Here is a 14,630-nt window from a genome sequence, read left to right as displayed (position 1 = left end):
CCCCAATCGGTTAATCCACTATCCACGAATCGTGAATAAACCCCTGCCCGTCAATCCGAATCTCGACGACCTGCGCGTGTTCTGTCAGGTCGCCCGCCGCGCCAGTTTCTCGGCGGCCGCCGAAGCGCTGGGCGTCTCACCGGCCTATGTCAGCAAACGCGTGGGCATGCTCGAAGCGGACCTTGGCACGCGGTTGCTGCACCGCTCGACGCGGCGCGTGGCGATTACCGACGCGGGCGAGCGAGTCTACGCATGGGCCGAGAAGATTCTCGACGACGTGAATCATCTGATGGAGGACGTATCGAGCACCCGGCAGGTGCCGCGCGGCACGCTGCGAGTATCGAGCAGCTTCGGCTTCGGACGTCACGTGGTCGCGCCGGCAATGTCCCGACTGCGCGCGCTGCATCCCCAGTTGAACGTGCGCCTCGATCTGTTCGACCGGATCGTGGACGTCGCGGCCGAAGGCTACGACCTCGACGTGCGTATCGGCGACGACATTGCGCCACATCTGATCGCCCGCAAGCTCGCCGACAACCATCGCGTGTTATGCGCCTCGGCCGCGTATCTGGAGACGCACGGCACGCCGCGTCAGTTGAGCGATCTGGCCGGACACGCCTGCATCGTCATCAAGGAACGGGATCATCCGTTCGGCGTGTGGCGGCTACAGCAGCGCGGCGAATCCGTCTCGCTCAAGGTCACGGGGCCGCTGTCGACGAATCACGGGGAAGTCGCGGTGCAATGGGCGCTCGACGCGCAAGGCATCGTGCTGCGCTCGATGTGGGACGTGGGGGCGCTCATCGCGCGCGGGGAACTGGTGCAGGTGTTGCCGGAGGTCACGCAACCGGCCAATGTGTGGGCGGTGTATCCGTCGCGCGTGGCGTCGTCAGCGAAGGTGCGTGCCTGCGTCGAATTCCTTGCCGGGGAATTTCAGACGCAGGCGTGAAGCAGGGGAAGCGCGCTTACTGAAGGGTAAATGTCGCCTGTTCGACGTGCTGCGAGTCGAGGCCGATCTGGACGTTGAATTCGCCCGGCTCGGCCACGTATTGCAGCTTCGCGTTGTAGAACTTCAGCAAGCCGGCGTCGATGGCGAAGTGCACCGTGCGCGATTCGCCCGGCTTCAGGCTCACCTTCTGGAAGCCCTTCAGTTCCTTGACCGGGCGCACGATCGAAGCGGCCACGTCCTGCAAGTACAACTGCACGACGGTCTCGCCTTCGCGCTTGCCCGTGTTGCGCACCGTGACGCTCGCGTCGAGCTTGCCGCCGGTCGTCATCGACTTCGACGAGAGCTTGACCGGGGACACCTCGAAGGTGGTGTAGCTCAGGCCATAGCCGAAGGCGTACAGCGGCCCCGAGTCTTCCTCGAAGTATTGCGACGTATAGTTCGCAGGCTTGCCCGGCGTAAACGGACGGCCGATGCGCAACTGGTTGTAGTACGTCGGAATCTGACCGATCGAGCGCGGAAACGAGATTGGCAGCCTGCCCGACGGGTTGTAGTCGCCGAACAGCACATCGGCAATCGCATGACCGCCCTCGGTCCCGGCGTACCAGGTCTCGAGCATGGCGTCGGCGTTGACGCTCACCCAGTTCAGGTCCAGCGGGCGGCCGTTCATCAGCACGACCACGAGCGGCTTGCCCGTGGCCTTGAGCGCCTGTAACAACGCAAGCTGGCTGCTCGGGAGCATCAGGCTCGTGCGGCTCGATGCCTCGTGCGACATGCCGCGCGATTCGCCCACGGCCACGATCAGCGTATCGGCATTGCGCGCGACCTGCACGGCCTCGTCGATCATCTGCTGCGGCGTGCGCTTGTCCTGCACGACTTCCGGATTGTCCCAGTCGAGGAAGTTGAGATATTCGACGACGCGCGGATCATCGGTGATGTTCGCGCCACGCGCATAGCTGACCTGGGCGTTCGTGCCGAGCACGTCGCGTACGCCCTGGAGCAGCGACACGGCCTGCGCGTGCTTGCCTGCGGCCGACCAACTGCCCATCATGTCGAGCTTCGAGTCGGCGAGCGGTCCGATCACGGCGACCTTGCCCGCTTTCCTGAGCGGCAGCGTGTCATGCCGATTCTCCAGCAGCACGACCGACTTGCGGGCGACATCGCGCGCCGCATCGCGGTGCATGCGGCTTTCGGCATTCACGTCCTTCGGATCGTTCCCGGCCTGTCCGATGCGGCGATACGGATCGGCAAAGAGGCCCATGTCGTATTTCGCCCCGAGCACTTCGCGCACGGCGTTGTCGATATAACGCATCGGCACGTCGCCCGACTTCACCAGGTCCGGTAACTGCTTGAGGTACTGCTGATCGGCCATGCTCATGTCGACGCCGGCTTCGATGGCGAGCCTGGCGGCCTCGCGGCCGTCCTTCGCCACGCCGTGACGCATCAGTTCCTCGATGGCGCCATGATCGCTGACCGTCACACCCTTGAAACCCCATTCGCCACGCAGCAGGTCTTGCAGCAGCCACTTGTTGGACGTGGCGGGCGTGCCATTGACCGAGTTCAGCGCAATCATCACGCCGCCCGCGCCCGCGTCGATCCCGGCGCGATATGGCGGCAGATAGTCCTGATACATGCGCATCGGGCTCATGTCGACGACGTTGTAGTCACGTCCGCCTTCGACCGCGCCGTACAGCGCGAAGTGCTTCACGAACGCCATCAGGCTGTCGGGGTTGGCGGGCGACGTGCCCTGAAAGCCCTGCACGCTCGCGCGTGCGCTTTGCGAGACCAGATAGGGGTCCTCGCCGAAGCCTTCCGAGGTGCGACCCCAGCGCGGGTCGCGCGAGATGTCCACCATGGGCGCGAAAGTCGCGTCGAGGCCGTCGGCACTCGCTTCGACGGCGGACACGCGCGCCGCCTGACGAACGACCGACATGTCCCAGCTCGACGCCAGGCCGAGGCTGATCGGAAACACGGTACGGTGGCCGTGCACGATATCGTAAGCGAAGAAGATCGGAATCTTCAGGCGGCTTTGTTTGACGGCGGCGTCCTGCAACGGGCGGTTCTCGCTCGGCGTCACCGAGTTGAAAGTGCCGCCGACACGGCCGGCGGCGATTTCCTTGATGAGTTGCGGCTGCGGCATCTCCGCACCGATGCTGATCAGGCGCAACTGGCCGATTTTCTCGTCGAGCGTCATGCGCGCGAGGAGATCGTCGACAAACTTTTGCTTGGCGGACGCCGAAGGCATTGCAATGGGTGCAACGGTTGCAACGGGAACGTCGCGCTTGTCGGCGTTGTCGGAAGCTTGAGCGGCGCTGGCAAAGGCCGGCGCCACTACGAGACTGGCTGCGAGAGCCAGTGCGCGGAGCGTTTGCATGTGATGGCGATCCAATTGAGTGCGACGCACGGCACGCGCAGCAAGGTCCGCGAGTCCGGGCGTCCGGGTCGTCGTATCGGCAGGCATCGCAAGCCGCACCGGGGCGAACTCGCGACACGAAGTGCGATACTTTGCCACAATTGGCGTTATTTGAAAGAATTCCGTGCCTCGATGCGGTAACGCGCTGCCCGAAGTCAGCGCCGAGGCGAACTGCCATTTCACTTCAGGAGCGACTTTTGGTTTTGTTTTCTCAGACCCCGTTCTGGCGCCGCTACGCGTCGCGGCTCGTCGTCGGCGCCGCCCTGGTGGGCGCCGCGCATGCCCATGCGTTCTCCCTCGACGACGTGACCGCCCGCGCCAAAGCGCTTTCCGACAAGCCCTACGCGGCCCCGGTGAGCAACCTCACGCCGGCCTTCGCGAAAATGCAGTTCGGCGACTACATCAAGATCCAGCCGCGCCGCGAAGCGTTCGAATGGAACGATCAGCCCACGGCCTTCAAGCTCGGCTTCTATCATCAGGGCATGCAGTTCAGCACGCCGGTGAAGATCAACGAAATCGTCGGCAGCGGCGCCAGCGCGAAGATCGACGAGATCAAGTACGACAGCAACCGCTTCGACTTCGGCGATCTCAAGCTCGAGCGCAGCGCAACTCACAATCTGGGGTATGCGGGCTTCCGGGTGCTCTATCCCATCAACGAACCGGGCAAGCTCGACGAGATCATGAGCGTGCTGGGCGCGAGCTATTTCCGCGTCATCGGCAAGGGACAGATCTATGGCCTGTCGGCGCGTGGCCTCGCCATCGACACCGGTTTGCCCATCGCCGAAGAATTCCCGGCGTTTCGCGAATTCTGGATCGAGCGTCCCAATGCGGGCGACAAGCATCTCGTCTTCTACGCCCTGCTCGATTCGAAGCGCGCCACCGGCGCCTACCGTTTCGACCTGACGCCAGGCGAGGATTCCGTGCTCAAGGTGCAGGCCCGCGTGTTCATGCGCGACAAGGTGACGAAGCTTGGCATCGCGCCGCTCACGAGCATGTTCCTGTTCGGGCCGAACCAGCAGCGCGACCCTTACAACTTCCGCCCGGCGTTGCATGACTCGAACGGGCTGGCGATTCACGCGGGCAACGGCGAATGGATCTGGCGCCCCCTGAACAATCCGCGCAATCTCGCCATCAGCCAGTTCCAGGTGACGAATCCGCGCGGCTTCGGTCTGCTCCAGCGCGGGCGCGATTTCTCGCAGTACGAAGACCTGAAGGATCGCTACGACCTGCGCCCGAGCGCCTGGGTCGAGCCGCAGGGCGACTGGGGCAAAGGTCACGTTGAACTCGTCGAGATTCCGTCGCCGGACGAAACCAACGACAACATCGGCGCGTTCTGGACGCCTGACCAGTTGCCGCCCAAGGGGCAGCCGTTGCAGGCCGACTACAACATTCGCTGGACGATGAACGAGCGCGGCATCATCGATCGCAATCTGGCGTGGGTGAAGCAGACGCTTCGCACGGCCGGCGAAATCACACAGGCCAACCTGATTCGTCACTTCGACGGCAGCACCGGCCTGATCGTGGACTTTGACGGCGGCCCGCTCGCCACGTTGCCCGCCGCGTCGGTCACGCCGCAGGTCAGCGTCAGCGATAACGCCACCATCATCGAGCAGACGCTGCAACCGAATCCGGCTACACGCGGCATGCGGCTGAACCTGCGGGTCATGGTCAAGGACCCGGCCAAGGTCGTCGAACTGCGTGCAGCGCTCGTCTCGGGGGGCCGTGCGATCAGCGAGACATGGAGCTATCAGCTCCCGCCCTTCTCGGTCGCGAAGCAATAAGTTGCATTAAATTAGTTCGTGCGGCGGCCACCCGCCGCCGCACCTCCCTCCCGCCAGCATCCTCTCTGCCTCGCAATTAAACAGGTACTTACGAGCGATGTTTTCTCATGTAAAACCCTAGCCACCGCAAATTTGCCTTGCAGTCGAACGCCATTTCGCGTTTACTGCATGCACAATATTGCATAAATAGCCACCCGTCGTTCATAGAGGTGGTTGGCGAAGCCCGGCCTTGATGCCGCTTGCGTCGGTCATAAGCAATCCCAGAGAACTCTCCGCGTTTCGACGGAGGGCGGATTCGTTATGGAGACACCGCATGCGACATATCGACGTACATCATCTGGCCGACGAAGCGCGCTTCAACGGCTATCACGGGCGCATTCTGCTTTGGTGCGCACTCATCATCATCTTCGACGGCTACGATCTCGCGGTCGCCGGCATTGCGCTGCCGTCGATCATGAAGGCCATGAACGTCGACGCGACCAGCGCTGGTTTCATGGTCAGCTCTGCCCTCTTCGGCATGATGTTCGGCGCGATCGTGATGGGCATGGTGGCCGACAGCATCGGCCGTCGCAAGGCGATCGCCATTTGTGTGCTGATGTTCTCTCTATTCACCGCGGCAGCCGGTCTCACCCGTGAGCCCGTCAGCTTCTCCGTAACACGCTTTCTCGCAGGCGTGGGCATCGGCGGCGTGATGCCTATCGTCGTCGCACAGATGACCGAGTATTCGCCGCGCCGCCTGCGCGGCACGCTGGTCACGCTGATGTTCTCGGGCTACTCGGTCGGCGGCATGCTCGCCGCGCTGCTCGGCAAGGGACTGATCGAATCCTATGGCTGGCAGTCCGTATTTCTCGCCGCGAGCCTGCCGGCGTTGCTCGTGCCTTTCGCCATGAGAGCGCTGCCGGAATCCATGCCGTTTCTGATTCGCACGGGACGCCTCGACACGCTCAGACAAGTGCTCGGCCGTCTGTCGCCCACGTATGTCGCCCAGCCGTCCGATCAGTTCGGCTTGCCCAATACCGACCGCAAGCAGGCGGCACCGCTCTCGCGTCTGTTTCAGGATGGCCGAGGCTTCAGCACGGTGATGCTTTGGGTCGCGTTCTTCATGTGCCTGTTCATGGTGTACGCGCTCAGTTCGTGGCTCGCGAAGCTCATGGCAAGCGCCGGATACAGCCTCGGATCCGCACTCACGTTCGTACTCGTGCTCAACTTCGGCGCGATGCTCGGCGCCATCGGCGGCGGCTGGCTCGCCGATCGCTTCAACATCAAGTACGTGCTCGTGGGGATGTACGCGCTTGCCGCCGTCTCGATCACGCTGCTCGGCGTGAAGGTGCCGACACCGGTGCTGTTCGTGCTCGTGGGCCTGGCGGGTGCCTCGACCATCGGCACGCAGATCGTGACGTACGCCTACGCGGGTCAGTTCTATCCGATGGCCGCGCGCGGCACGGGCATCGGCTGGGCCTCAGGCGTGGGGCGCAGCGGCGCCATTCTCGCGCCCATCGTGATCGGCGTGCTTGTGAGCATGTCGTTGCCGTTGCAGCAAAACTTTATGGCAATCGCGATTCCTGCCGTCATCGCCGTGATCGCCGTGTTGCTCATCGACCACAAGAAATCGGCATCGGTGCAGCAGCAAGCGGCAGCCCAATCGAGAAACCATTCGGCAGGATTGGCGAACGGCGCGGGAGAACCTGCGTAATCTCGCGCGTCAAGCGCGGTTCGGCGACGAAACGATGCGATTCGCATGACGGCACAGCCGTTTGCCGTCATGCGAGAATTCGCGCCGCAGCGGTCACGGGAACGACTGCGGCTTTCGGTGAAGCGCGCGCCGGTGCAGGGGCACAGCAACAATTGCCCGACGCAAAGCGCGACACGCGAAACATCATTCAACCCGAGCGCCTCAGGCGCCGTTATCCAGATATCCGTCCCAACGGACACTCTGGGGAAGACCAACATGCCGCGTCTCACTTTGCTGAGTTCTTTGGTGCTCGCCGCCGCCGCTGTCGTTCACGTTCCGGCCTTTGCTGCCCCCTCCGACAACGCCAGTGTCGTCCAGCTCTCCACCCGCCAGACGCTTACGGGCGATGTCGTCTTCGGCAGCCAGTCAGCCGCTGTCGCCATGCTTGGCGCCGACGCGCTGCGCGACGCGCATGGCAATGTCGGCGTGAATGCCGCTGCGGGCGCGCTCAATGCGCAATCGAATCAGATCGTGCTCTCCAAGGCAGCGCACATTTCAGTCGATACGCATCAGACGATCCGCAACGCCGCCGCCGTCACGGGCGCCATCAGGGGCGCGATGCATGCATCGCTCGGCGATCGGGCGCTGATGGGGGCATCGGGCAACATCGGCGTGAACGTGGTGGCTGGCGCCGCCAACGTACAAACCAACGCGCTCGCGATTCACTGACCGTCGGCGGGGAAGCGTTTTTGCAGATTGCCAAGCCACCGCGCCACGACGCGTAACTCTGCTTCGGAAAAGTCGTCGTGCAGCAGGTCGTTGAGTTCGGCGAGCACTTCTCTCGCGCGCGCGATGGCCTTGTGACCGGCTGCGCTCACGCGCAGCCGCGTGGCGCGCCCGTCGGTGGCGTCGGCACGCCGGGTGAGCAGCCCGGCGCTCACCATGCGATTGGCCAGTCCCGTCATCGACGACGGCGACAGTTGCAACGCCGCCCCCACTTCGCCCACGAGGGCGTCGTCGTGATGCAGCAGGTAGAAAAGGACACCCGCTTGCGCGGCGCTCACGCCGGCGCTGTCGACCGAGCGCGCGTCGATCCACTGCTGCACGCGCCGTTGGCCGACGTTGAGCAGGAACAGCAAGCGACGATCGGTGGCTTCGGTCGCATCGGTGTTGCCCGGTGTCGTTCCGGGCGTTTTCTTTGAAGCCTTCGCAGCAAGGGACGCTTGGCGTTTCGGCATGCCGTGTGATCAGTCTGAAGGATGGGATGTGGATGGCGCGGCGCCCGCTGCGGCGGTGTACGTCGACACGCTCGCCGTGCGTCCACCGCTCGCGGGATTGCCCGCGCCCGTCGACAACAGCCAGTCGACGGTCTCCGGCCAGAGAAACGCGCCGGAGCGTTGGCGAAAGTATCCCATATGCCCGATCGCGCCGGTGTCCGAACGACTCGCCGGAATTTCGCGTCGTGTCACGCGGGTGTGACGAAACCGGGACACGAGCATGTCGATGCCGATACGCGTGGCCCACGGATCGTCGTCAAATCCCAGCGAAAGAATGGGAATGCGAACTCGGGCGAAGCGTGACTCGGCATCGAGCGTCGGATCGTCGAAGAAATAGTTTGGCAAACGCGTCCAGTCGCTCCATTCGAGCAGCACATCCCTTGGAAGGTCCTCGCCGATGCCCAGACGACTGCCCGGCATGAATCCCGTCACGCGCGCCAGCGGCGGCGCGATCCAGTGCATGAGCAAGGTGATTCTGGCGCGTTCACGGCGATTCGCGACCACGCGCATGGCGCCCGCGTGCGATGCCACCTGAACGGCGGCGCGCAGCAGGTTCGAGCTTTCGCACAACCCGATGGCATGGCCGCCAAAACTGTGGCCGACGGCGTACAACGGCAACGCGGGGTAATGCGTCGATGCCCAGCGGGTAACCCCCTCCACATCCAGATCGGCCCAGTCGCGCATTCTCGCCTTGAAGCCCCGCAACGATGCGGGGCGCGATCCGTCGACGCCTCGATAGCTGTACGTGACGGCGATCAGCCCGCGCTGGGCGACGTATTGCGCGAACGCCATGTACAGCCGCTCAGGCACCGCCGTTGCCGGATGCACGAGCACGAGGCCCTTGGCCGGCAAATCGTCGGGATACCAGACGTGAGCCCCGAGCGGATAACCATCCATGGCGGGAATTTCGACGGAAAGCGACGACATGGCATGACTCCCCGGCGCTCGCCAGCCCGAGGGGTACGGCGCCATTCAATTCAACGCATCGACCCATCGATGTCGACTAGCCGACTCGATGGGATATTTAATTCGCATACGAAGTATATTGGGATTTTTATTTCGTACACGAACTAAATTAGAGGGAGTTTACGACCCACGGACGACGAGTCCGTTGAAGTGACGAAACGTTAGCGCGTCACGACCGGCGGGGGGGGCCGCAGTCCGATCTTACGGATACGCGGAACGGCACAGGTCCAGTACTTCCGCACGAAACCAGCGCTGCGCGGGATCGTGGTCGAGGCGCGGATGCCAGATCGCCGAGATCGTGAACTCGGGCACCGCGACCGGCAGTTCGAACCACTGCACGCCATGCGCGCCCAAAGGGTCCGGCACGAACACATTGCCAAGGCAGGAGCGCGGGATGACAGCCAACAATTCGGAATGGCGTACCAGTTGGATCGCGCTCGAATAGGACGGCACGACGATGGGAAGCTTGCGCTCGACACCTGAAGAGGCCAGCGACACATCGACCGGATTTTCGGCGTCCCCCGAACGGGAGACCATGATGTGATCGCATGCCGCCCAATGCTCGACGCTCAGGCGTCGCTTGCGCAACACGAGATGTCCCTTGGCGCACACGCCGACATAGCGATCGCGAAACAGCACACGGGTGCGCACCTCCGGGGCCGACGCCTTGACGACACCGATCTCCAGATCGATCGTACCGTCCCTGAGAGGTTGCGTGCTCCAGTCCGCCTTCGGAATGAAACGCAACTGAACGCTGGGAGCCAAGCGACGGATCCGCGACAGCAAGGCCGCACCGAGCAGGTCGAGAAAGCCCTCGCCTGCGCGTAACGTGAAGCGTTGTTCGAGCGTGGCGGCGTCGAATCGATATTCGGCTCGGCCCAGCGCCGCCGTGACGTCACGGGTCAGTGCCGGAACACGCTCGCTCAGTGCTTGCGCGTAAGGCGTGAGCACCAGGGAGCGTCCCGCTTGCAGGAGCAACCGATCTCCGGTCGCCACGCGCAGCCGGGCGAGCGTCCGGCTCATGGCCGAGACGCTGACGTTCAGACGTTGCGCCGCGCCGGTCACACTACGTTCGCTAAGCAGGGCGTCCAGCGCCGTCAGAAGATTGAGGTCGATGCGCGACATGTGCGCAGCATAAACGAAATGTGCCACCCATGGCGTCCGGCGCAACTGAGGATTGCACCCGAGGCGTCTGGTGCAAACGCATGGCGGGTCCGACAATTCAAGGACTGAATCGGCAAAACGGAAACCCTCATGGCTCACTTACCCACCGTCCTTCTCATTGGCGCGTCGCGCGGTCTCGGTTACGCGATGGCATCGGAATTCATCGAGAGGGGTTGGAACGTCGTAGGCACCGTACGCGCCGCGAGCGGCAGGACGCTGCTGCATGCATTGGCCGACGCGCATCCCGACCGTGTCGAGATCGAAAACCTCGACATTACCCAGACCGATCAACTCGCGGCGTTGCATGCCCGCCTCAGGCATCGACGCTTCGACATGCTGTTCGTCAATGCCGGCACAACGAATCCCGATCCGACGCAGACCATCGGCGAGGTGTCGACGCAGGATTTCGTGAATCTCATGATCACGAACGCCCTGAGTCCGATGCGGGTTGTCGAGCGATTTTGCGAGCTGGTGTCCGAGACGGGCCTGATCGGCATCATGTCGTCGGGGCAGGGCAGCATCGCCGACAACGAGTCCGGCCAGCGCGAGGTGTATCGCGGCAGCAAAGCCGCACTCAACCAGTTCATGCGCAGCTTTGCTGCGCGTCAGGCACAGACATCGCGCGCGATGGCGCTGATGGCGCCAGGGTGGGTGCGCACCGATCTGGGCGGCCCGCAGGGAAGGCTCTCGATTGAGGAAAGCGTGCCCGGTGTCGTGAACGTGCTGCTCGGCAAAATGGCACGACCGGGACTCGAATATCTCGACTATCGCGGCAGGACGGTCCGATGGTGAGCGTCGCGCGTCGAACGGGCCGAACCCTACCCTCGCACCACACTGCGAAACGCGGCCGACAGCGCGGCCAGCGCATCGTACGCGCGTCCGTCTCTGACGCGCGTGTGCAGCAGGACCGGCAAGCGCGGTATCTCGGGCAGCCCGAGCCTGGCGCCCACATCCACGGCGCCAAACGGCAGCATTCGCGGCGCCAGTGCCGCCACGCCAAGACCGGCCGTCACGGCGGCGGCCACCGACGGCACACCGCCACCGACGAAGACCTCCCGCCACGGTACCGCCGCCGCGTCCAGCAGTCGGCCTGCGAGCACGCGAACCCCGCACGGCTCCGCAAGCGTGGCGATCGGTAGCGGTTCGTCCGCACGATGTTGCCAATGCGGCGCAGCGAACCACCCGAGGGTCTCTTCGGCGAGCAACTCCCCATCGCCGCGTCCGGCATGCAGGCGAACGATCACGGCATCCAGCTCGCGCCGGTCGAAGCTTTGCAGCAGATCGCCCGATGATGCAATCCGCACTTCGATCAGTAATTCCGGATCTTGCGCGTTCATTCTCGCGATCAGCGCGGGAAGCTCAGGCCCGGCAACGTGATCGCTGACACCGAGACTCAGCCGCTGCCGCGCGCCGACGAACGCGCCAAGCGCGCGGTCATGCGCATCGAGCAGTTCGCGCGCACGCTCAAGGAACGTCACGCCGTTGGCGGAAAGCGCCACATATCGGGGCGTTCGCTCGACGAGTCGCAGTCCCACCCTGTCTTCGAGCCGTTTCAACTTCAGGCTGATGGCCGCCTGCGTCGTCTGCATGGCTTCCGCGGCGCGCGTAAAACTGCCGAGCTCGGCAACGCTGACAAACGCTTTGACGGCGTCGAGATCCAGAGGGCGCTCTGACATTTCGGTTGCTTATCTTTGAAATAAACGTCAATAAGCAAACAGCATAGTTAAGATGAAACCAGTCCACAAGAAGGAGATTCCGTCATGCCGCTCGTTCACATCGCATTGCGCGCAGGGAAGCCGGAGAGCTATCGCCAGGCCATCTTCGATGGCGTCTACGACGCCATGCGCGAGACGTTCAATGTGCCGGAAGACGACCAGTTCATGGCGATGACCGAGCATGACGCGGCGAATTTCCGCTACGGCGCGTCGTATCTCGACGTGAGTCGAAGCGACGATCTCGTGTTCATTCAGATCACGGCCAACAACACGCGTACGGTCGACCAAAAGAAAGCGCTGTTCCGACGCATTGCGCAGTTGCTCAGCGAACGCCCCGGCCTGCGCAAGGAAGACGTGTTCGTGAGTCTCGTGGAGGTCGAGAAAGAAAACTGGTCGCTGGGTAACGGGATTGCGCAATACGCCTGATGCACCGCACGCGGCGCCGCATCAGGCACCGCATCAGGCATCTCATGAGGCATCCCACTACTGCGCCATGCCTTGCGTCGTCTTCACCGACTCGGTCCGGAAGGAAGTCCCGCTACCCACGGCGTCGGGCGTGAAGATCATGTCGACGTCGACCATCTTGCCGCAAACGCGAAACGTCCAGGTTTCCTTCCAGACGCCCCGGAAGGTGGCGCCGCCCTCGACGACGTCGTGCGGCGGTTGCTTAGCGCGCATGTCGAACGCCTCCACTTTCCGACACCCCGACTGCCCGGATTTGGCGATCGCCGTGCTCACGGCGACCATCATCGCATCCTGAACCAGCACGGGGCCGCCGCGCGTGTTGCCCGGATAGAACGGTGTCGGCTTCGGATTGCCGCCCTCGGCGTCCGCGACGAAGACCGCGTTGTAGGTCTTCGCGTCGCCGCAGCGCTCCAGTTGGTAGCGCGTAAGCCAGGCGCCCGACTTCGGGTTGCGTCCGCCGTCGGGAATCGTCACCGGTTTGAGCACTACCGCGCCAAGCGGACGGACCTGATACTTCGACTTACAGTCCGTTTGCAGATTGAATCTCTTATCTTCCTCCACGCCGAGTTGGTACATCACCAGCATCGCCCGCTCGGAAAAGACGTACTGCATCGCGGGCTGACTTCTGACCAGTTCTTCGGTCGAACTGACGGTCGTATCGGCGTGGGCCGATGTGACGACGCCGACAAGGCCGGCAATGCACAACGTGGCAGCGGCTGAGATGACTTGAATCATTTTCTGCATCGCTGACTCCCCTTTCGCGTGTGTGTTTTACTTCACGCCCTCCAGACAGCTCGGCGAGAGCGATGTCTTGACTCGCTGTGCGAACGTCGACCATTTGCACGACTTCGCGTCCGGGCCCTCGGTGCAATCGGTCAGAGCCAGCGTTTCTCGTTTGGCAGGCTCGTCGAGCGACAGCGCCGTGAGATGACGCAACTGGTGCATCGACTGATACACGAACTCGACGCGAACGTACGGCTCGCCCGCCGGATTGCGCCACAGCGAGAAGACGAGCGCGCCGTCCGGCGGCGTATTGTCCGGCTGGTCGCTCAGGCGCCAGTCGAGCTTGAGCATGCCCGCGAGATTGGCGATGTTCGTATCGTGGCCGGTGAGTACATAAACGCGATTTCCCACGGGCACGACCGGCCCACGCACCGATGCAGGCGGCGGCGCACCCGCCGTCTCGGCGCGTGAGAGCGCATCGAGTACCGTCGCGAGCAGGGGCGTGCCGTTGGTCGTCGCGAGATAGGGAGTCTTGTTGAGCAGGTCGCGTTGGGCGTTGTGAGCGTCGAGCAGCAACGCCCAGTCCTTTTCGTCACGAATGCGACCCCACGCAACCTGATTGTCCGGCAGGCCTTCCCCGTACTGCAGCAGGAAAACTTCCGATGCCTTGGCAGCGCTGCCCAGCGCGCCACGCAGGGTCACGCCGCTGCCATCGCCCTCCACGCGCAGACGCGTCGGCTCGTCCTCGAGCTTGCAGCCGCCCGGGGCGCCGCAGGCGGGGCTGTGGGCATAGTCGAGCACCTCGCCCACGCGAGCGATCGACGCGGCATAGCGCTTGTTCAACCCGGAGACGCCGTCGGGCGCGAGACGCGCCTCGATGGCGCCACGCGCGGCGCCCGGATCGAGCGGACAGTCGCCGGCGGCGACCGGCTGGAAGACGGCGTCGTATGTGGTGAGATCGGCCTGATGCGACGTGCGCATGTCGCAGCCCGGTGCAATGCCTTGCAGCAAGGCATTGCCCGACTCACGCGTGCGTTGATCGATGTCCGCCCAGCCATACACGGTGCCGGGCGACGGGCACGCATTGTCAGGCAATACGCGGCGTGCGCGCAGCCAGTCCCCGTAATAACGCCCCATGCGCTCGGCCAGCGAGCCGCCGCGTGCGGTCAGATAACCGGCGGGCACAGGCCAGCCCGGCCAGGCGTCAGGGCTCAGTTTGTCCAGCGGGGGATGCGCGTGGGTGGGCGAGCGCACGCCATGCCGGCTGACGATCACGGCAGAGACGAGCGTCCAGTCTGCGGGCATCCCGTCGATGCGCGCCGCCGATTCCGGCGGCTTTGCGGGGCCGGGTTGCGGCGCGCCGGGTGTCGTACAACCGCTTAGCGCGACAATGGCGGCCATCGCCGCAACCGCAGCCATCGTCGCGAAGGACGCCTGCCGCCGCACACCTCGCCGCGCGCCTCGCAGTCCTACCTGTCCACCGGTGGCGGCACGATGACCATTAGTTAGCACTT

At 63.9% G+C, this 14,630-nt stretch carries 13 protein-coding genes; 6 read left to right on the top strand and 7 right to left on the bottom strand.

Annotation, left to right across the window (positions count from 1 at the left end; all coding sequences use genetic code 11):
* The first annotated feature begins 43 nt into the window (after positions 1-43).
* Positions 44-943, top strand: a complete 900-nt coding sequence (locus UC34_RS03865; protein WP_157123306.1) for a LysR family transcriptional regulator — start codon at positions 44-46, stop codon at positions 941-943.
* 16 nt (positions 944-959) lie between these two features.
* Here the strand turns inward: UC34_RS03865 and bglX are convergent, their stop codons facing one another.
* Positions 960-3,314: a beta-glucosidase BglX gene (gene bglX, locus UC34_RS03860; RefSeq protein WP_044457717.1), complete on the bottom strand. Its 2,355-nt coding sequence runs from the start codon at positions 3,312-3,314 to the stop codon at positions 960-962.
* 242 nt (positions 3,315-3,556) lie between these two features.
* On the opposite strand from bglX, the gene UC34_RS03855 reads away from it, so the two are divergent.
* The 3 genes from UC34_RS03855 to UC34_RS03845 all read left to right on the top strand — a co-directional run bounded on the left by UC34_RS03855 (position 3,557) and on the right by UC34_RS03845 (position 7,535).
* Positions 3,557-5,134: a glucan biosynthesis protein G gene (locus UC34_RS03855; RefSeq protein WP_044457716.1), complete on the top strand. Its 1,578-nt coding sequence runs from the start codon at positions 3,557-3,559 to the stop codon at positions 5,132-5,134.
* 313 nt (positions 5,135-5,447) lie between these two features.
* On the top strand, positions 5,448-6,827 hold the full coding sequence (locus UC34_RS03850) for an MFS transporter (RefSeq protein ID WP_044454086.1): 1,380 nt from the start codon (positions 5,448-5,450) through the stop codon (positions 6,825-6,827).
* 255 nt (positions 6,828-7,082) lie between these two features.
* Entirely contained in the window at positions 7,083-7,535 is a 453-nt protein-coding gene (locus tag UC34_RS03845; protein ID WP_157123013.1) for a hypothetical protein, read from the top strand.
* Here the strand turns inward: UC34_RS03845 and UC34_RS03840 are convergent.
* The 3 genes from UC34_RS03840 to UC34_RS03830 all read right to left on the bottom strand — a co-directional run bounded on the left by UC34_RS03840 (position 7,529) and on the right by UC34_RS03830 (position 10,174).
* The gene (locus UC34_RS03840; RefSeq protein ID WP_237165306.1) at positions 7,529-7,936 is read right to left on the bottom strand and encodes a MarR family winged helix-turn-helix transcriptional regulator; all 408 of its coding nucleotides are present in this window, start codon (positions 7,934-7,936) and stop codon (positions 7,529-7,531) included. The two genes, UC34_RS03845 and UC34_RS03840, sit on opposite strands and share 7 nt — an antisense overlap.
* Before the next feature lie 117 nt (positions 7,937-8,053).
* On the bottom strand, positions 8,054-9,010 hold the full coding sequence (locus tag UC34_RS03835; RefSeq protein WP_063389817.1) for an alpha/beta hydrolase family protein: 957 nt from the start codon (positions 9,008-9,010) through the stop codon (positions 8,054-8,056).
* Positions 9,011-9,250: 240 nt separating this feature from the next.
* A complete protein-coding gene (locus UC34_RS03830; protein ID WP_044454085.1) occupies positions 9,251-10,174 on the bottom strand; it encodes a LysR family transcriptional regulator in 924 nt (307 codons plus the stop codon).
* A 129-nt stretch (positions 10,175-10,303) separates the two neighbouring features.
* Here UC34_RS03830 and UC34_RS03825 point away from each other — a divergent pair, with 129 nt between their 5' ends.
* Positions 10,304-11,005 (top strand): SDR family NAD(P)-dependent oxidoreductase, encoded by a 702-nt coding sequence (locus UC34_RS03825; RefSeq protein ID WP_044454084.1) that lies wholly within the window; start codon positions 10,304-10,306, stop codon positions 11,003-11,005.
* Positions 11,006-11,031: 26 nt separating this feature from the next.
* On the opposite strand, the gene UC34_RS03820 is transcribed toward UC34_RS03825, so the two are convergent.
* Positions 11,032-11,889 carry a LysR family transcriptional regulator gene (locus UC34_RS03820; protein ID WP_044454083.1) on the bottom strand — a complete coding sequence of 286 codons (858 nt, stop codon included), beginning with the start codon at positions 11,887-11,889 and terminating at the stop codon, positions 11,032-11,034.
* Positions 11,890-11,973: 84 nt separating this feature from the next.
* On the opposite strand from UC34_RS03820, the gene UC34_RS03815 reads away from it, so the two are divergent.
* Positions 11,974-12,354 (top strand): tautomerase family protein, encoded by a 381-nt coding sequence (locus tag UC34_RS03815; protein ID WP_044454082.1) that lies wholly within the window; start codon positions 11,974-11,976, stop codon positions 12,352-12,354.
* 57 nt (positions 12,355-12,411) lie between these two features.
* Here UC34_RS03815 and UC34_RS03810 read toward each other — a convergent pair whose 3' ends face one another.
* Together UC34_RS03810 and UC34_RS03805 are read right to left on the bottom strand one after the other, a co-directional pair.
* Entirely contained in the window at positions 12,412-13,137 is a 726-nt protein-coding gene (locus UC34_RS03810; protein WP_044454081.1) for a hypothetical protein, read from the bottom strand.
* A gap of 27 nt (positions 13,138-13,164) precedes the next feature.
* Entirely contained in the window at positions 13,165-14,535 is a 1,371-nt protein-coding gene (locus UC34_RS03805; RefSeq protein ID WP_052810886.1) for a histidine-type phosphatase, read from the bottom strand.
* Positions 14,536-14,630 lie beyond the last annotated feature (95 nt).

The organism is Pandoraea vervacti (assembly GCF_000934605.2).
GTDB classification, from domain to species: domain Bacteria; phylum Pseudomonadota; class Gammaproteobacteria; order Burkholderiales; family Burkholderiaceae; genus Pandoraea; species Pandoraea vervacti.
Note: the sequence above shows the minus strand (reverse complement) of the source record. Positions and strands in the feature narration are given on the sequence as shown.